This is a genomic window from Peristeroidobacter soli, assembly GCF_004138485.1.
Lineage (GTDB): Bacteria > Pseudomonadota > Gammaproteobacteria > Steroidobacterales > Steroidobacteraceae > Steroidobacter > Steroidobacter soli.
In genome coordinates this window covers 261,671-280,436 of sequence record NZ_RYEV01000008.1, presented here as the reverse complement: position 1 = coordinate 280,436, position 18,766 = coordinate 261,671, and the positions used below count along the sequence as shown (strand labels likewise).

9 protein-coding genes and 1 pseudogene are annotated in these 18,766 nt (G+C 60.6%); 3 read left to right on the top strand and 7 right to left on the bottom strand.

The genetic code is table 11. The features are described from left to right. Positions 1 to 8: 8 nt before the first annotated feature. The 4 genes from EKO19_RS32405 to EKO19_RS32390 all read right to left on the bottom strand — a co-directional run bounded on the left by EKO19_RS32405 (position 9) and on the right by EKO19_RS32390 (position 10,070). Positions 9 to 371, bottom strand: coding sequence for a tetratricopeptide repeat protein (locus tag EKO19_RS32405; protein WP_129781561.1), 363 nt, complete (start codon positions 369 to 371; stop codon positions 9 to 11). 700 nt (positions 372 to 1,071) lie between these two features. Further along, positions 1,072 to 1,680 carry a hypothetical protein gene (locus EKO19_RS32400; protein WP_129781560.1) on the bottom strand — a complete coding sequence of 203 codons (609 nt, stop codon included), beginning with the start codon at positions 1,678 to 1,680 and terminating at the stop codon, positions 1,072 to 1,074. A gap of 10 nt (positions 1,681 to 1,690) precedes the next feature. Then, the gene (locus EKO19_RS32395) at positions 1,691 to 7,012 is read right to left on the bottom strand and encodes an RHS repeat-associated core domain-containing protein (protein WP_129781559.1); all 5,322 of its coding nucleotides are present in this window, start codon (positions 7,010 to 7,012) and stop codon (positions 1,691 to 1,693) included. Between the two features lie 70 nt (positions 7,013 to 7,082). After that, a complete protein-coding gene (locus EKO19_RS32390; protein WP_175597267.1) occupies positions 7,083 to 10,070 on the bottom strand; it encodes a pre-peptidase C-terminal domain-containing protein in 2,988 nt (995 codons plus the stop codon). 370 nt (positions 10,071 to 10,440) lie between these two features. Between EKO19_RS32390 and EKO19_RS32385 the strand changes: the two genes are divergently transcribed. Continuing rightward, on the top strand, positions 10,441 to 11,538 hold the full coding sequence (locus EKO19_RS32385; protein WP_129781557.1) for a cytochrome-c peroxidase: 1,098 nt from the start codon (positions 10,441 to 10,443) through the stop codon (positions 11,536 to 11,538). Positions 11,539 to 11,546: 8 nt separating this feature from the next. Here EKO19_RS32385 and EKO19_RS32380 read toward each other — a convergent pair whose 3' ends face one another. The 3 genes and pseudogenes from EKO19_RS32380 to sucC form a co-directional block, all read right to left on the bottom strand. After that, on the bottom strand, positions 11,547 to 13,178 hold the full coding sequence (locus EKO19_RS32380; protein WP_129781556.1) for an NAD+ synthase: 1,632 nt from the start codon (positions 13,176 to 13,178) through the stop codon (positions 11,547 to 11,549). Positions 13,179 to 13,553: 375 nt separating this feature from the next. Continuing rightward, a pseudogene (sucD, locus tag EKO19_RS32370) lies at positions 13,554 to 14,417 on the bottom strand (succinate--CoA ligase subunit alpha); the annotation flags it as partial. A gap of 42 nt (positions 14,418 to 14,459) precedes the next feature. Next, positions 14,460 to 15,626 (bottom strand): ADP-forming succinate--CoA ligase subunit beta, encoded by a 1,167-nt coding sequence (gene sucC, locus EKO19_RS32365; protein WP_129781555.1) that lies wholly within the window; start codon positions 15,624 to 15,626, stop codon positions 14,460 to 14,462. A gap of 120 nt (positions 15,627 to 15,746) precedes the next feature. On the opposite strand from sucC, the gene EKO19_RS32360 reads away from it, so the two are divergent. Continuing rightward, entirely contained in the window at positions 15,747 to 17,411 is a 1,665-nt protein-coding gene (locus EKO19_RS32360; RefSeq protein ID WP_217705748.1) for a sensor histidine kinase, read from the top strand. Beyond that, a complete protein-coding gene (locus EKO19_RS32355; RefSeq protein WP_129781553.1) occupies positions 17,408 to 18,751 on the top strand; it encodes a sigma-54-dependent transcriptional regulator in 1,344 nt (447 codons plus the stop codon). Before EKO19_RS32360 ends, EKO19_RS32355 begins: the two co-directional genes overlap by 4 nt. Positions 18,752 to 18,766: the final 15 nt, after the last annotated feature.

Below are 18,766 nucleotides of genomic sequence, written 5' to 3'. Positions count from 1 at the left end.
CATCACCTTCATTTCGAACGTTTTATCAACCGACGAAGCTCTTTCTTGGCGTCGCCATCACCGAGCTCGGCGGCACGCTTGAACCAATGTCCTGCCCAGCGCGCTACGCCACGCCGCTGATAATGTACTCCGAGGTTATACGCGGCCTCTGCGCTGCCGGATTTGACTGCTCGTTTGTACCAATGAATTGCCGCGGTGATGTCTCGCTTACATCCCTTGCCCTCGTCGTACAGGTTGGCCAAATTCACTTGCGCTTCAATGCTTCCAGCTTTGGCTGCTATCAGGTAACTGTCATGTGCCAATTTGAAACGCCGCTGCTGTTCAAAACCGCAGCCCCGCTCCAGCTCGAGTCTGACGTTTGATTTGTTCATGAGCTTGAGGCTCGACTTAGACTTTGGTTTTGTATCCCGACGTAATCGGATACGCCAGTCGCGGACGGGCCTGTTCGTCGGTGCGGATCGATAAAATCGCTACCGTGCCGGGATTCACGAACTCCCTCGAGTTTCCCTTCTGTGCGGCGCTGTCGGCTCACCGATCTCGCTCAAAAAGCCGAAGCGTAACCGTCACCAACGCACCGTCATCACTCCGTTCGAGCCGCAGGTCGAGCCCGAACAGCAGAAGAAGCACCGGTGGAAGTTCTAGTAACGAGTGCGGCGGCATTGATTCGGGGATGATCGGCGACGTCGCTGAGGAGACTTTGCGTAGGTAAGCTGGAGGATCCCAGCCATAGGCTTGGCGATGTAGAAGGTGGTACTGCGGTCGCCTCAGCGTCGGATCCACACAACTGGAGTATTCGTTCGCTACTCGTAAACAGTTGGCGCAAGAAGCTGTCGTTCATCTAATGCGGCATGCCGGCATGAAGAGGATCAGCCAGCTTTCGGTGCGGCGCGCCGATTTGTGGTCAGCAATTCAGGCCGCTCTCGATCCTCGTCAGGGACCAAGCCCCAATCGTGGATCAGGCGCCGCCCAACGCCCCGGCCAATCAAAAGCTCACTGTCGTCTGTCTCGATCAGCGGATCCTCCGCTACCGTCCAAGGTATTCTTGGCTCTGAACGAGTACCGGGGCGAGCGTTACATCACCGGGCGATCCTGATCTTGCGCCATTGCATCGGCAACCCACCGCGGGTAGTTACTGGGATTTTCTTTGAAGCGTGCCAATGCGGCAGCAGCCCCGGACACATCGGTTTGCAACGATGAAAAATGCACGGCGCCGTCTTGGATCGCAAGGAGTTCCTGATACTTGCTCGCCGCAGATACGAGGTATGCGTGTCCTTCAACCAGTAGCAGCGAGTAGATGAGGTGCGATATCAGCAGATCGCTTTTCTGGTTGGCGTCCGCGCGATCGGCATACTCGAACAAAAAACTGGAGCACTCGGGAGCATTGAGATTGCAGCGCCACTGCGTGCCAAAGAGAAGCTGACTCAAGAGGGATCGATCCACGACATTGAAGTAGTTCGAGTTGTCGATCTGCAGAAGCTTCCATCGACCTGATGGGAGCCAACCGGCCGCGTGAAATGCAAGGCAGAACAACTCAGACGACTCCCTGGGGGCGGTGAAGCTAGTCCGATGCACCAAGTCTGCTTGGGTACGATCAATCGGTGCAACCTGATTCCAGTCACCTATGCGCATTCCGATTGCTGCTAAGAGCTGATTGGAGTCTGAGATCGACAAGCTTTTCATGAGGCGTCTCTCAATACGCATCTTGTGAAAATAGGAGCGCCCACGCGGCAACAACTATAGGGTTGTAAATAACCGGGATCGAGCTCCGCGACGGCCGTGGATTAGGATGAGCTTGCTCCGGTGAAATCGGTATGCCAAGCCTATCAAAGCGAGACCATCCTTTCTGCCCCCCCGTTTGCGTTTTCCAGTATCCCTGGGACCCAGGCGGACCACCGTCCGCCTCAGCTGGAACCCACCGACACATGTCCCTCGGCCCCGCCTTCTTAGGCCCCCAGAAGTCGCCCGGTCGCTGTCCATCAGCAGGTTTCCAAGGCCCTCCCGGAACGACACCGTTCGGATCCGGGATACCCTCTAAGCCGAGCGGGTCGACATTGCTGATCGGGTCACCCCCCACGTAATTGTACAAATTGCTGCCCGCCGCGAATCCCAATGGATCTTCGCTGATGAACCGCTGCGTATTCGGGTTGTAATAGCGATTCCTGTAGTAATAAAGCTCGCCGTCGTTCTCACGACCGGTGTATTCATAGGCACTGCTGCTTGCAGCCCCGCTCGCAGCCGTGGCGCCGTATGGCTCGTAGCTATAAGCAGATTGGATTACACCCGTGCCGTCCGTAAGTGCAATCGTGCTACCGAGAGCGTCCACCAGAAAGTCCTCTGTGACTGCACCGGCGGTTCTGCGAAAGATCTCGTCTAAGCGAGGACCGGCGAGAATATTCGCAATGGGCGTGGTCCCGCTCAGCTCCTGTACAACCTGCCATCCGTCATTCAGGTAGTTCGTGCCAATCCCGTTCGACAGCCTGGCGGTTCGGCGGTTGAAGGCGTCGTATTGAAAACTCGCAATCATCACGCCGCCCTGCTGGATCTCCTTCAGGCGCTGCCGCTCATCCCAGAGATAGCTTACGGCTGCCTGATCCGTAATGCTGATGAGAGCGCCGTTGTCATCATAGTCGAGCGTTCGCGTGCCCCATGTCGTCTGACGGTTTGCACCGTCGTACGAGGCGGATGGAATTGCCCCCGGCAGAGTCACACTTGCAAAGGTTCCACCCATGCTGACACGCCGACCGACGGCGTCATATCCATAGGTGAGATTGCCCAGGAACGAGCCGCCGCCGTTGCGATAGACGAGACTCGTGAGCCGACTTGCCTCATCGTATCCGTATGACACGTCGATACCGTTGGGCAGCGTGAGCACCGAACGTCGGCTCATCGAATCGTATGCAATCCCGACCGTGGCTGACGCTTGGCTGATCTGCGTCAGCCGATTAGCGTCGTCGTACGTGTAGTTGACGATCGGCTGACCTTGAACGGTCATCGTGTGCCGCAGACCGTTGGCGTAGTAGGTGTAATCAATCTGACCCTGTGGATTATGCTCTTGAGTCAACCGATCAAGACCATCGAATGCCCGCTCGATCGTTCCTGAGAGGGAATCAATCGCGCCCGTGAGTCGATTTCCGCCATCCCAGGTATAGGTCACGGTACTTGCGTAGGAGGTGGGACTTGCGATTGTCGCACCGAAACCCGCGCTTGCGATGCGATTCAGAGCATCGTACGCATGGCCGGTCACCTGACCCTTTCGATCCGTCATGCGAGTGCGATTGCCAATCTCATCGTAAAGATAACTTTCCACCCCCAGCAATGGATCAGTCTTCGTGCTCAATCGATTCCGCGCGTCGTAACTGAATTGCGTCGTGTTGCCGAGCGCATCTTCAAACGTCAGCAGATTGCCGTTTCCATCGTAGGTCAGCGTCGTTTCGTGGCCGAGCTCATTTGTAGTTCGAGTCAACCGATCGAGCTTATCGTAGGCGAAATGGCTCGAGGCGTTCTCTGCGTTCTTGATGATGACCGTCCTGCCCACCCGATCCGCGTGGAACTGCGTCCGTCTCCCCAAGGGATCTTCGATCTCGGAGAGAATGCCGGCCAGATAAGAGTACTGCGTGGTGACGGGAGTGGATCCCAGATACTGGGTTGCGGATCGTAGTTGCCCCAGATCATCGTAGGTGAAGCTGGTCTGGTGTCCGAGGGCATCCGTTCTACTAGTCACGTTTCCCTTCGCGTCGTGGCCAAACGTCACGGTGTGATTGAGCGGATCCGTCTCGGACGCCAACTGACTGAAGTCCGGCTCGTACGTGTAGTTCCAGGTCGCAGCCTCGGATGTGCCCGCGAGTTCGATCACCTGCGTCGTGTTTCCCTTCGCATCGTATTGGTAAGTCGACACGCGACCCATCGCATCAGTTCGACTCTGAACGAGATTGGTCGTCGCATTGCGAACAAAGCTGATCACCTGCTGCTCCGGCTCGCCTACCGCCCGCGTGATCGTCATCGGATGGCCAGCGGTGTTGAACTGGACGCGCTTCACCACACCCCGCTCGTCGGTATAGTCCATCTGCGTCACTTTATTATTTGAATCCAACGTGTAGCTGAACGAGCTGCTCGTGTTATCAGCATAGGTCTGCTGTGACACGCGACCGTTGGCGTCGTAGACGTTTGTGACCATCGTATTGCCGCGCTTATCGGTCACGGTCAGCATTCTGTGCTGAGAGTCGTAGGTGTACGACTCAGTTTTGTTTTCTGCATCTGTCACGGATGCCAGGCGCCCGCTCGAATCATACTGATAGGTAACGGTCCGGCCGGCGTCATCCGTCGCCTGAGTCACGCGATTCGAGGTGTCGTAAGTCAAATTCAATCGTCGGCCACTGGGGGAAGTAATTCTCGTTAGATTGCAGGTTGAGTCGCGCGTGAAGACAAGAGCGTTGCCATTGCGGTCGCTCATTCCGATCGGAGCCGAACACTGCCCGGAGGTGACCTGATAGGCCTCTGGGAACGTGTAGACAGTGCCGTCCCTGAGAGTCAGCAACCAGCCTTGTCCCACAGCGGTGTTGTATCGGATGACCGATCCAAAAAATGGCCCTGGGGTACTCGTTGTTGTGTACACCGCGTTGGCGTAGCTAGTACCCGATGACGTTCGATAGTAGTGCACCCGCCCTCCGTCAGGGAGGATCAGATCTTGATAGCTCCAGGGGCTCGTATCGCCGATCAAGAACATGTCATAGGAAAGACTGGTTCCTATTCCAAACGCCCTAGCGATCGAGTCTCGGGGCCGATAGGTCCGCGATATTGAAATGGGAATAACGTCGTTGACGCGTAGATCTGTCCTCCTGTGGAGAAACAGACCAGTGAAACAGTCGACAGGGTCTCCGGCTTCCGATGGGCCACTGTCCGATGGCGACGGAGGGCCACCCGAACCACCTCCGCCTCCAGCGCCACCGGCTGCGCAGCTGCCAGGGCCCTCCGGTGGCGCCGTATTCGGGACCGCGATCATCGCCCCAGTGAACTCATAAATGACCACGCCCTGATCCGGCACGATCTGTTTGCCGTCGGCGCTGACAGCGCCCTGCCCGTATACGTACCAACCCTTCTCGTGCGAGTCGTAATTCCAGAAGTCCATGCGCGAACCGGGGGGCGCATTCGAGAAGTTTGGGTAGATCAAGCGCGCGCCTTTAGCCGACTGCACGGTGAGTCCCTGCAAGTGCGCTCCGCCCGGCTGTACCGTGAAGTACACGGGCACAAAGGAGTTGGGTAGCGGAAAGGGCGGTTGATCGACCGGAATGGCCGTCATACTGATCTGTGTCGCGATGTTGCCGCGTGCATCGCGAATGACCGTGCCAGCCGGAATGCGCAACTCGAGGCCGGGAATGCGCGGATTCGTCACGATCACCTCGCTTGAGGTGGGCGCTGGCAGAGTAACTTCGTGGCGCGTATCGAGACGCGTCATCCAGATCACGAACGGCAGCGGATTCGTCATCCCTGCTTCGATGACGGCACGATACTCATATCGACCATAGTGACGCTTGCCCTTGTCCGCCGAGCTACCGTCGATGACGAGTGTTTGCGCGCCCGCGGGCACGTTCGCCAATAGGAACTCGCCGTTCGCATCGGTGAGCGCCTGCTGCGAGCCAATCGACAATGTCACGCCCGCCAACGGGGCGCCATTGAGCTTCAACGCTTGACCGGCAACCGCCGTGACTCCTGACGGTGCACTTGGCAAACCATTGCTGACGTTCTTGCCATATAAGGTCTTCGCTAGCGCGGACCGCTTCGGCATGTTCCTCAAAGCTTGAGGGGCTCGTCCGCTACGCCATACACCACTCAAATTCCGGACGCCAGGCACCCACAACTCGCCGTCCGCATCGCTCAAAACCTCCTCGACCAGCGGCCGTGCAGATGTCAGGCGCGGCACCACAGGGGCAGCGGCAAGCACCGCCGTTTCAAATTTGATTGCAGTGAACGGCAGCGCGCGACGCTCATTGTCTCGCGCACCTTGAATGAACAGTGTGTAGGTACTGCCGGGCAGCAACTGCTGCATCGGAGTGACGAAGAGCAACTGCCCACTCTCTGCAGGGACCACATTTGTTGTCGTAGCACCACCCGGCCCTATCAGAGTCACCGTGTCAGCGTTCAAGCTTCCTGGCGCGAGAGGCTTTGAGAACCTCACAGCGATACGAGTAACGACGGGCACGTTCGTCGCGTTTGCCTGTGGCGTCGATGCGCTCACTTTCGGCTCCATGGCCGCATAGGCCCGAACGGGTAAGCGCCGATCGTCGGCGTCTTCGAGTGTGCTGAAGCCTCTTGAACTATTGCTATATATTTCTGCTGAAGTTATTGGTTGACGCTCCTGGTCACGCCCGCCCCAGACCAGCACATCATCGCCCGGCAACAGTGAGGCGCCGTGCTCAAAGCGAGCTTGGGCAAGCGTCCGCGATGCCTCCTCGAAACGCCAAGTTTGCGGATCGAGCAGTTGCGCCTCACCATGAACGAGCGAGGAGACATCGATGCCGCCGACTATCAACACTCGCCCATCCATCATCAAAGTTGCCGTGTGCCCCGCGCGAGCGGGCAGGCCAACATCGCCAACCGCCTCCACGCGGCCGGTATCAGGATGAAATTTCTCGATCTCCGCGATCGGCTGCCCCGCGCTGTTCGCCCCACCAACGATGAGAACGCCGCCGTCGGGAAGCACCGTGGCCGTGTGGCCTGAGCGCGCAACGATCAACCGACTCTGAAGCACCGACCGCGACGCCCCCTCGCTCACTACGATGAACTGGTCGCTCGCATGCGCTGACTCGAGGCGCCCACCGGCGAGCAACCATCGGCCATCGGGCAGCAACGTCGCCGACTGGCCCGGCGTCGTCGCCGGCCGCTGGGTTTGTATCTTTCGGACGATCTCTACGCTCGCAACTGCCACCCGCTCGTTCAATGTGCTCGCCCACGTGCTCAAGGCGATACACAACGCGGCTGCACCGATCGTCCGTTTCAATACGTTTGCTCTATCCATGCGTTCACCCAACTCGTTCGGCGTCTAATCCGCTTGTTTCGCTATTCCAGCGTCGCAACCGTCGGCATCGTCATTGATACAGCAACTGTGCCGCGACCGTGACGCCGTACCAAGGCACGACAACAGCGCGATACGTTCCCGCGGCAAGATTCGTCAGATTCATGGTTCGATTTCCAGCACCTGAGCTCGAGCCGAGCAGGGTCCCGCTTGCGTTGTAGAGGTTGAGACTGACCTGCTGACCTGTGGGGCCGGTCGTGATGGACGACAAACTTACCGCAACGTTCTGGCCCGCCGTCGCGGTGAACGTATACACGCCGATCTGCCCGTAGCTCGCAAGACTCACTGCCTGTGCGACGCCGGCGCTCAGCGCCCCCGTGGCCGCCGTGGAGATCGTTACATCGAACCCGACGACTGCGGCGTTTGGCGTGACGGCCAGTCGATAGTTGCCCGTCTGTGGGATGTTGAGTGCCCACGCGTTGCAATTGCCACCTGCGGAATTGGCGAGTTGGCAGGACTGGGTCGTGAGCTGCACGCCATCGGGACGATAAATGGTGAGTGCGAGCGATGCGCTCGCCGACGGCGTTGCGGTGAAATTGGAGGTACCTACACCGATGTTCTGTCCGGCCGTGGCGGCGAATGTGAAGTACGAGGTCTGTCCGAGCAACGTCGTGTCGAAATGTCTCGCGACGCCATCGGTGGGTACGCTCTGATTGATCGCCTCCACCAATGAGATCTGTGCGCTCGCAGGCACGCCATACCAGGGCACCACTACGATGCGATACGTGCCCGCGGCAAGCTTGTCGAGGTTCGTGATCTGAGTGCTTGCTCCAGACTTCTCCGAGACGGCAGTGCCGTTTGCCCGATAGACCGAGAAATTCATGCTTTGATTGAGCGGTGTCGTCACGGGCGCGGTCAGTGTGGTCGTGAAGCTCTGACCCTCGGTGGCAGTGAATGTATAGACCCCAAACTGTCCAGGCACGGCCGTCATAGTCTGTGGAGCGCCACTCGTGATGGCACCGCCCACCGATGTTGAGACGGTCAGATTGAAGGAGATCGTCGCCGTAGCGGGCCCCTTAACCTCGATCCGGTAGTCGCCGGTCTGCGGCACATTCAACGTCCATATTTGACAGCCGGCCGCGGGATTACTGCTCGTGCAGGTGCTCCCTGAAATCGAGCCGCCATCGGGCCGAACCATGACGAGCGTGGTTCCGTTCACAGCGCTCGGCGAGCTGATCAGATTCGACAGCCCAACGCCGATGTTCTGCCCGGCCGTTGCCGAGAACGTGAAGTAACCGATCTGTCCGGGCACGCTCGTGCTAAAAGCACGGGTCACCGCGTCCGACGCCACCGACGCGGTGAGCCCCGGCGCCAAGGTGACGCTTGCTGTAGTCGTCAGACCGTAAAAAGGCACAACGGCTACCCGATATGTGCCCGCCGCCAGATTGCGAAGGTTCTTCGTTTGATTCCCAGCGCCCGACGTGGCCAGGATCTGGCTGCCCGAGGGCGTAACAATCTCGTATTGGATGTTGTTGTTCGCCGGCGCCGTCAGCACTGAGCCCAGAAACACAGCGAGCGTATCGTTGACGCCCACGTCGAAATCATACAAGGCAAACTGACCCGGGCGCTCGAGGCTGATGCTCTGCGCGGCGCCAGGCGTCAAGGTGCCCGTGAGCGCCTTCGACGCTGTCAGGTTGAACGTGGCTGTCGAGGCGTTTGATGCGACTCTGATCACGTAGTCACCGGTCAGAGGCATATCGACATCCCACCAATTGCAACTGCCGCCGGGCAGCGACATGCTGCAGTTGGAAGTGGCGCCCAGGTTGCTACCCGTCGGTGTGACGACGCTAAAGCCGACACTGACATTGGTCGGCGCGGTCGCAAGCTGTGACACGCCGACGCCCATGTCGTCGCCCGCACTCGCGCGCAAAATGAAGCGCTTGCTTTGATAGGTTGAGGTGGTCGACGCCGCCACAGTAGGCTCAATGCCGGTCAGCACCGGGCTCGATTCGATTGCAGCCGACAACGTCACGGTGTTGGTGCCGCTCGAGAACACCACGAGATGCGTGCCCGTGAACGCGATCTTAGGCAGGTGGATGGACTTGTTCGTGGCGGACACCGATCCCGATCCCAGCAGCGCGTTGGTCGGGGAATAGATCTGATATCCGACATTGGCGCTGCTCGTCGGTGTCGTCGTAAGCGATGCGAGCTGGACGCTCAAGTACTGTCCCTGAGTCGCGCGTATCGCAAGAACGCCATGCTTGCCCGGCGTAATAGCCAACGATCCTGGCCCGCCGCCCACGGCGAGTTGTGCCGACGTCTCAACATTTGCGGCGGGCACCGCCGCAGGCAGCACGATCAGATCTACCGGCGTCGTTGCCCGACCCTGCGATGTGGAAACGTTGATTGGGCCGGATCCTGCTCCCGCGGGCACCGTAAAGGTGAGCGCCGTGTTGGAATAGGACACCGGCATGCCCAACCAAAGACCCAGGACGACCTGCGTCTCATCTTCCACGGGCTCGAGCGCGCTGCCCGCCACTGTGACATCACCACCCGTATTCACGACGGCCGGCGAGAATCCGCTGATGATTGGACCTTCGGTAACCACGAAGGCATCGCTCGATGTCACGCTGTTGCCGCCGACGGCGAGCGTGACAGGCCCGGTAATCGCTCCCGAAGGCACGGTGACGATAATCTCGTTGGGAGTCGCGGAAATGACGCTCGCCGCGACCCCGTTGAAGGTCACCGTGTTCGACGCGGGCGTCGTCGAGAAGCCGCTGCCCTGGAGCTTGACCTGCGCGCCGACGGAGCCGCTCGAGGGGCTGAACGTGGTGAGCGAAAGCTCGTTGCTTGCAAAACGGTCGATGCCGACGATATTTCCAGCAGCATCATAGCGGTATCGAGCAGAGGATCCGTCGGGTGCAACGACCTGCACCAGTCGCCCCGCCGCGTCGTACATGTAACGAACGTCACTACTTGCGATCGGCGCGAGCAGGAAGAGACTCGCCGCCACGAGCAGCAGTTGCAGCCAACTGCCCAGCCGCTCTAGTGCTCTGCGCACCGTGGCTGCCACATGCAAGTCACAATCATGAGTTCGATGCGATCCCAATCGCCATCCCTGGTCACCACGCATCGAGCGTCCTCGCATCCATTGAGTATGTATACGCCGATTGTTTCCAACCGGTCGCCGCATTCACCGTTCGTGTTGCAGCGGCGCGAGTATCGCACCGCGAGCTGATGCTCTGTCAAGTTGCCAACAATACTATCATCACTATGCATGGCGGCCGCACTTGCTCATCCGTTGAGAGATCAGCGCTGCGTTGATGATTCTTGTCGCGAGCACTAGTATCGCTGTTGTCACGTGCGCTTGGTCTGGCAGGGACCTGTATCGTCGCAGATGACAACGTCACACAAGGAAGGCTTCCGACGTCATGCGAACGCTCACAACCGCGCGAATTGCCGCTCTCGTTGCAGCACTTATCTCACTCATTTGCGCCGATGCATTCTGCCTCGAGCAGCGTAGCCGCCCCACCGAGGCCGCACGATCCTTGCAGTCGACGAGTGCAATAGCTGAACTCGGCTTGCGTCTTTTCACCGATACCCGATTAAGCGCAACTCGCAATGTGAGCTGCGCCACCTGTCATGTGCCTGAGCACGCCTTCAGCGACGGGCTCCCGGTTGCCATCGGCATCAATGAGCAACGAGGAACCCGCAACACGCCGAGTCTTTGGGACGTATCGACCTTGACGACTCAATTCTGGGATGGTCGGCGCGCCACACTCGAAGAGCAGGCGCTGGACCCGGTTTTCAATGCCAGGGAGCACGGCCTCGCCACTGAGGACGAGTTGCTCTCGATCGTTCGAAGCGATCCGGCCTACACCAAGGCATTTCAGACGACGATGCAGGTGGAGCCCGGGCAAATCGAGTCTCGGCATGTGGCCGCGGCACTCGCCTCTTTCGAACGCACCTTGCAATCGCAGCCAAGCCGATTCGATCGGTTCCGCTACGATGGCGAGCGGTCCGCATTGACCGCAGCAGAAATACGCGGCCTTCGTCTGTTCGAAGGACGCGCCGGCTGCACCAAATGTCATCTCATCGAGGCGCGACAGGCTACGCTTTCGGATCAGCAGTTCCACAGCATCGGCGTCGGCATGCAAGAGATCTTGCCGCATCTCGCCGCTATTACTCAGCAGGTCGCCGCAACCGATCGCCGGGCGTTAGAAAAATTGATCGCCGAGGATACGCGCATCGCCGCGTTAGGAAGATTCATCGTGACCAAAGATCCTCGTGACATCGGCAAGTTTCGAACACCTTCACTGCGCAATGTCGCGATCACCGCTCCCTACATGCACGACGGCAGCATAGTCACTCTCGAAGCCGCGATTGATTTCGAGGTCTACTATCGCAGCCTGCAAAACGATCATCCGCTGATCCTCACACCGTCCGAAAAATCGGATATCTCGGCGTTCTTGCATTCGCTCACGAGCCCCAATGCGCAGAGCTTCTCCGTCGACAGACCGGACCAGTGAGACTCGACTCAGACTTTGGTTTTATAACCCGACGTAATCGGATACCGCCAATCGCGACCGAATGCGCGGTCGCTGATTCGCACGCCGGGCGGCGCCTGGCGACGTTTGTATTCGTTGCGCTTCACCATCTCGAGCACGCGGCCCACCGTCGCGCGATCGAAGCCGCGGGCGGCGATTTCGTCGACGGACAGGTTGTCTTCGATGAACAATTCGAGAATGGCGTCGAGCACGTCGTACTCGGGCAGCGAATCGGAATCTTTCTGGTCGTGGCGCAGCTCCGCCGAGGGCGGGCGTTCGATCACACGTTCGGGGATCACGCGACCGATGGAGTTGCGATACTTCGCGAGTCGATACACCAGCATCTTGCTGCAATCCTTGATGGGCGCGAACCCGCCGGCCATATCGCCGTACAACGTCGCGTAGCCCACGGCCATTTCGCTCTTGTTGCCGGTGGTGAGCACCATGCGGCCGGTCTTGTTCGAAATCGCCATCAACAACAGGCCGCGGCTGCGCGCCTGAATGTTTTCTTCGGTGGTGTCGGGCTGGCGGCCGGCGAACACGTCCTTGAGCGCGTCGAGCGCGGTCGCGAACATGCCTTCGATCGAGATCACGTCGTAGCGAACATTCAGGATCTTCGCTTCTTCAGCAGCGTCATCCAGACTCCACTGCGAGGTGTAACGCGACGGCATCATCACTGCACGCACGTGCTCGGCACCGAGCGCGTCGACCGCAATCGCCAGCGTCAACGCTGAATCGATGCCGCCGGACAATCCGAGCACGATGCCCGGGAAGCGATGTTTGCCGACGTAGTCGCGCACTCCGAGCACGAGCGCGTTGTAAACGCTCGCTTCTTCGGACAGCGGCGGCTCGACATGCGCGGGCTGCGGCACGACCTTGCCGTCGACCAGATCGACCTCGACAGCAAACAAACCTTCGATGAACGGCGGGACGCGTTGCACGACTTCGCCTTGCGCATTCATCACGAACGAGCCGCCGTCGAACACCAGCTCATCCTGACCGCCGAGCAGATTCACATACGCCACGGGCAAGCCCGTGTCTTTCACTCGCGCCCGCACCACGTCTTCACGGCGCTCTTGATAGCGCAGCGAATAAGGCGAGCCGTTGATGACGACGATGAGCTGCGCGCCAGCGGCCTTCGCGGCGCGCGCGGGATTCGGTTCCCAGATGTCTTCGCAGATCAGCAGCGCGATGCGGATGCCTTTGAGCTCGAAGATGCAGGTGTCGCGGCCGTGTTTGAAATAGCGCTTCTCGTCGAACACGCTGTAATTCGGCAGCTCCTGCTTGCGATAGTTGGCGACAGTTTCGCCATCGCAAAGCACGGCCGCCGCGTTGTAGATGCCTTCGTCGGCATATTCGGGATAGCCCGCGACGACGGTGATGCCGCTGGTTTCACTGCGCACCCGGTCCATCGCCGTTTTCACCTGACGGCGCAGGCCGCTGTGAAACAGCAGATCCTCGGGCGGATAACCGCTCAGGCTCAGCTCGGGAAACAACACCAGATCGGCACGCATGTCGTCGCGGGCTTGCGCGGAGGTGTCGATCATTCGCTGGGCGTTGCCGGCGACATCGCCGACGAACAGGTTCAATTGGGCCAGCGCGATACGAAGGGAGGCGGACATGGCCTGATGATAGCGCTTGCGGGAAGGGACGATCTGCGGGCGAACTGCCGGCGAAATCCGCGGCGGCGATTCACACCGCCGCGGACCTGAGCTTGGTTACTTCTTGCGAGCCGGCTTGGCCGCCTTCTTGGCAGGAGCCTTGCTCTTCGCGGCCGGAGCGGCCTTCTTCGCCGGCGCCGACTTCTTGGCCGGCGCGCTCTTGGCAGCCGGCGCCTTCTTGGCGGCAGCAGCGGCCTTCACCGGCTTGGCGGCAACCTTGGACTTGGCAGCGGACTTCTTGGCAGCCGCGCCAGCCTTGGCAGCAGGCTTCTTCGCAGCCGGCGCAGCCTTCTTCACAGGCAACGACACGACCTTGGCCTTCTTTCCGCCTTTGGCCAGCTGCTCGATGATGGCCTTGCCCAGATCGGCCGGGCTCTTCACCGTGCGCACGCCAGCGCGCTCGAGCGCGGCGAACTTGTCGGCCGCCGTGCCTTTGCCGCCGGAAACGATGGCGCCAGCGTGGCCCATGCGCTTGCCTGCAGGCGCGGTGACGCCGGCGATGTAGGACACGACCGGCTTGGTGACATTCTCACGAATGAATTCAGCGGCCGCTTCTTCATCGGCACCGCCGATTTCGCCGACCATGATGATGCCTTCGGTCTTCGGGTCTTCCTGGAAGCGCGCCAGCACGTCGATGAAGTTCATGCCGCGCACCGGGTCGCCGCCGATACCGACGCAGGTGCTCTGACCGAGCTTGGCGTTGGTGGTCTGGAACACGGCTTCGTACGTCAGCGTGCCGGAGCGCGACACGATGCCGATCTTGCCCGGCTTGTGAATGAAGCCCGGCATGATGCCGATCTTGCACTCGCCCGGGGTGATGATGCCGGGGCAGTTCGGGCCGATCAGCAGGCTGCCGTAGGAGGCGAGCGAGGCCTTCACTTTCACCATGTCGTTCACCGGAATGCCTTCGGTGATGCACACGATGAGCTCGATGCCGGCGTCGGCCGCTTCGATGATGGCGTCGGCGGCGAACGGCGCCGGCACGTAGATCATGCTGACAGTCGCGCCGGTTTCCTTCACCGCTTCACGCGCGGTGTCGAACACCGGCAGGTTGAGGTGCTTTTCGCCACCGCGGCCCGGCGTCACGCCGCCGACCAGCTTGGTGCCGTAAGCAATGCATTGCTCGGAATGGAACGTGCCTTGTTTGCCAGTGAAACCCTGGCAAATAACGCGCGTGTTCTTGTTTACGAGGATGGACATGGTAGTGCTGGATATCTGTTAACGGTTGAACGTAAGCGCGCCTTACTTCGCCTTGGCGGCGGCGACCACTTTCTTGGCCGCGTCGGTAAGGTCGGCCGCCGGCGTGATCGCGAGGCCGGAATCGGCCAGGATCTTGCGACCCAGCTCGGCATTCGTGCCTTCGATGCGCACCACCACCGGCACGCTCACACCGACATCCTTCACCGCGTGAATGATGCCTTCGGCGATCATGTCGCAGCGGACGATGCCGCCGAAAATGTTCACCAGGATGGCTTCGACGTTCTTGTTCGAAAGAATCAGCTTGAATGCCTCGGTGACGCGTTCACGGGTCGCACCGCCGCCCACGTCGAGGAAGTTGGCCGGCGCGCCGCCATGCAGCTGCACCAGATCCATCGTGGCCATCGCGAGGCCGGCGCCGTTCACCATGCAAGCGATATTGCCGTCGAGCGACACGTAGTTCAGCTCGTGCTCGGCCGCGGCGCGCTCCATCGCGTCTTCCTGGCTGGCATCGCGCCACTTGGCGAGATCTTTCTGACGGAACAGCGCGTTGTCTTCGATGTTGATCTTGGCGTCGAGCGCCACCAGCTTGCCTTCGCCGGTCACGATCAGCGGATTGACTTCGAGCAGGGCGCAGTCCTTCTCCAGGTACAGCTTGTACAGTGCCTGCGCGAGCTTGCCGAACTCGGCGATCTGCTCGCCTTCCAGCTCCAGACCGTAGGCGATCGCGCGGGCGTGCGAGGGCATCAGGCCGGTGGCGGGATTGATGTTCACGCGGGTGATTTTTTCCGGCGTGTGCTCGGCGACTTCCTCGATGTCCATGCCGCCGGCGGCGGAGGCGATGAAAGCGATGTGGCCTTTATCGCGGTTGAGCACCAGGCTGAGGTACAGCTCGCGCGCGATTTTCGAGCCCTGCTCGACGTACACCTGACGGATCGGCAGGCCTTCCGGGCCGGTCTGATGCGTGACCAGACGCTGGCCGATCATGGCCTCGGCCGCCTTATCGGCCGCTTCCGGCGAATCCACCAGCTTGACGCCGCCGGCCTTGCCGCGACCGCCAGCGTGAACCTGTGCCTTGACGACCCATTTCGATCCGCCAAGCTTGCGCGCGGCTTCGGCAGCTTCGCTGCCGGTAGCGGCCACGATGCCTTTGGGGACCGGGATGCCGTAACTGGCAAACAACTCTTTCGACTGGTATTCGTGCAGGTTCATGGGGCTTTGGGGGTTAAAATCGCGTCGGTGAAAATAACGACAGTCAAAGGCCGCGTATTCTGGAGGAATTCGGCCTGGATGCAAAGGCACGATCACTAAGAAATGTCCTCGGAGCCCTCATTGAAAATCGGCGAACCGCCGCTGGCCCAGCCGCAGGCCGAGCCCTCGCCCGCCTTGCCCTGGGGCTCCTCGGAGGAGCTGGCCTGGCGCGTGCTGGCGCTGGTCAATCTGTTTCGGCTGCTGATTCCGCTGCTGTTGATGGTGCTGTACTGGACACTCAACCCTCGGCTGGTCGGACAGGCGAGTGCGCAGCTGTTTTTCTTCACCAGCATCGCGTACTTCCTGTTCGCCGCGCTGTCCATTCCGACCTTGCGGCGGCGCTGGCCCGACCGGCTGGTGCAGACCGCATTCAACGTCAGTATCGACGTGCTGGCGATTTCCTTGCTCACCTACTCCAGCGGCGGCATGAACAGCGGCCTCGGCGCGCTGCTGGTGCTGCCTATTGGTGCGGCGAGCTTTGTCGTCGGACAGCGACTGGCACTGCTGTTTGCGGCCGTCGCGGCGCTGGCGCTTTTGTTACAGCAGGCTTTCACGACGCTCGCGGCGCGCAGCGATCCGGCGGATTTCGCGTCGGCGGGCATCGTCGGCGCGCTGATGTTCATCGTCACGCTGGGCGTAGGACCGCTGGCGCGCAGCCTGCGTGAAAGCGAAGAGCGCGTTCGCCAGCGCGAAGTGGACGTCGCCAATCTCGCCGAGCTGAATCAATTCATCGTCCAGCATCTGCGTGAGAGTATTCTGGTCGTGGATGACCACGACATGATTCGTCTGATCAACGAATCGGCGGCCTCGATGTTGAATGGCAGCGAAGTGGCCGCGGGCACGCCGCTCGGTGAAGTCTCGCCGCGCTTGTTGTATTTACTCGATACCTGGCGTCGGCACTCGTACGACTGGCAGCTGAGCTCGCTGTCGTTGCTCACCTCCGACGGCAGCAGCCTGGTGCAGCCACACTTCGTGTCCTTGCGCAGCAGTGGCGGCGGCGGTCCGACGCTGATCTTTCTCGAAGACACCACGTTGATCGCCGAGCGCGTTCAGCAATCGAAACTGGCCGCGCTGGGTCGGCTCAGCGCCAGCATCGCGCACGAAATCCGCAATCCGGTAGGCGCGATGAGTCACGCCGCGCAATTGCTCGCCGAGGCGCCGCAGCTCACTGCCCAGGAGCGCCGCCTGACCGACATCATCACCAAGAACGGCGAGCGCATCAGCCTGATCATCAACAACGTCCTGCAACTGTCACGCAGGGATTCGACGCGCCAGGAGCGCATCGAGCTGAACGGCTGGCTGGAGGACTTCATCGGCGAATTCCGGCAGACCTCGCAGGTCGATGCCAGCAAGCTGTACATCACCACCTCGGCGCCGGAGCTGGAAGTGCGCATCGATCCGTCGCATCTGCATCAGCTGATGTGGAATCTGTGCGAGAACGCACTGAAATACGGCCGCAAATTCGATTCCAATGATGCGATCGAGATCCGTACCGGCCGCATGCCGACCTCGGAGCGGCCGATGCTGGAGGTGCTGGACCGCGGTCCGGGCATCACGGCGACCGACGCAGAACGAATTTTCGAGCCGTTTTTCACGGCCGGCAAAGGTGGCACGGGCCTCGGACTGTTCATCGCCAGGGAGTTGGCTCAGTGCAATCGCGCCGTGCTGATTTATGAGCCCCGCTCCGGGGGTGGTAGTATTTTCCGTCTCGTGTTCGCCGATCCTCAACGTTGGGAAACCCAGTGAAGAAGCCCCGCGCGCTCGTCGTGGACGATGAGCCGGACATCCGCGAGCTGCTGAGCATCACGCTCGAACGAATGAATCTCGACGTGACCGCGGCCGACACGATCGCCGCGGCCACCCGTGAGCTGCGCGCCAATTCTTTCGACCTGTGTCTGACCGACATGCGCCTGCCCGACGGCGACGGGCTGAGCCTGGTCGAGTGGATCCAGACGCATAAGCCGCAAATCCCGGTGGCCGTCATCACCGCGCACGGCAACGTCGAAACCGCCGTGCGCGCGCTCAAGCTGGGCGCGTTCGATTTCATTTCGAAGCCGGTCGACGTGGCCGCGCTACGCAAGCTGATCGTCGCCACGCTCAAGCTGGGCGAAAGCATCGAGAGCACCATCCAGCTGCCGCAGGTGAAGTTGCTCGGCAGCTCGCGCGTGATGGAACAATTACGCGAAATGATCGAGCGCGTCGCGCGCAGCCAGGCGCCCGTGCACGTATACGGCGAGTCGGGCACCGGCAAGGAACTGGTCGCGCATCTGATTCACGAAGCGGGTCCGCGTCGCGAAGGGCCGTTCGTGCCCGTGAACTGCGGCGCCATCCCCACCGAGCTGATGGAGAGCGAGCTGTTCGGCCATCGCAAGGGCAGCTTCACTGGCGCGGTCGCGGACAAGCAAGGTCTGATTCAGTCCGCCGAGGGCGGCACGCTGTTCCTGGACGAAATCGCGGACCTGCCACTGCACATGCAGGTGAAACTGCTGCGCGTGATCCAGGAGAAAACCGTCCGGCCGGTCGGTGAATCGCGCGAGCAGCCCATCGACGTGCGCATCCTGTCGGCGACTCACAAGAATCTCGCCGCACAGGTCGCGGAAGGAAAATTCCGCGAAGACCTGTTCTATCGGGTCAACGTCATCGAGATCCGCGTGCCGCCGCTGCGCGAGCGCCTGGAAGACATCGATGAGCTGGTCGATTCGATCATCACGCGCCTGGGCCGGCAGATCGGCAATCGGTCATTGCGCATTACCGAAGCCGCGTCGAAGGCGCTGCGCGAATATCACTTCCCCGGCAACGTGCGCGAGCTGGAAAACGTGCTCGAACGCGCCGCCACGCTGTGCGTGAACGGCGTGATCGACGCAGGCGATCTGCAGTTGCGCCCCAAAGTCGCCGCGACGGAAGTGGCCATTCCCAACAGCGTCGCGCCCGGCGAACGTCTCGGTGACGCACTGGAAGACATCGAGCGCGACGCCATCGTGCGCGCGCTCGAACAGACGCGTTATAACAAGACCAAGGCGGCGCAGTTGCTGGGCATGACGTTTCGGTCGCTGCGGTATCGGATCAAGAAGCTCGGCATCGAATAACGGCGCCCTGAAGTC

Bases quoted from the DNA above. Each gene is read 5' to 3' on its own strand.
- EKO19_RS32405 (WP_129781561.1), bottom strand. From the start codon at position 371: ATGAACAAATCAAACGTCAGACTCGAGCTGGAGCGGGGCTGCGGTTTT.
- EKO19_RS32400 (WP_129781560.1), bottom strand. From the start codon at position 1,680: ATGAAAAGCTTGTCGATCTCAGACTCCAATCAGCTCTTAGCAGCAATC.
- EKO19_RS32395 (WP_129781559.1), bottom strand. From the start codon at position 7,012: ATGGATAGAGCAAACGTATTGAAACGGACGATCGGTGCAGCCGCGTTG.
- EKO19_RS32385 (WP_129781557.1), top strand. From the start codon at position 10,441: ATGCGAACGCTCACAACCGCGCGAATTGCCGCTCTCGTTGCAGCACTT.
- EKO19_RS32380 (WP_129781556.1), bottom strand. From the start codon at position 13,178: ATGTCCGCCTCCCTTCGTATCGCGCTGGCCCAATTGAACCTGTTCGTC.
- sucC (WP_129781555.1), bottom strand. From the start codon at position 15,626: ATGAACCTGCACGAATACCAGTCGAAAGAGTTGTTTGCCAGTTACGGC.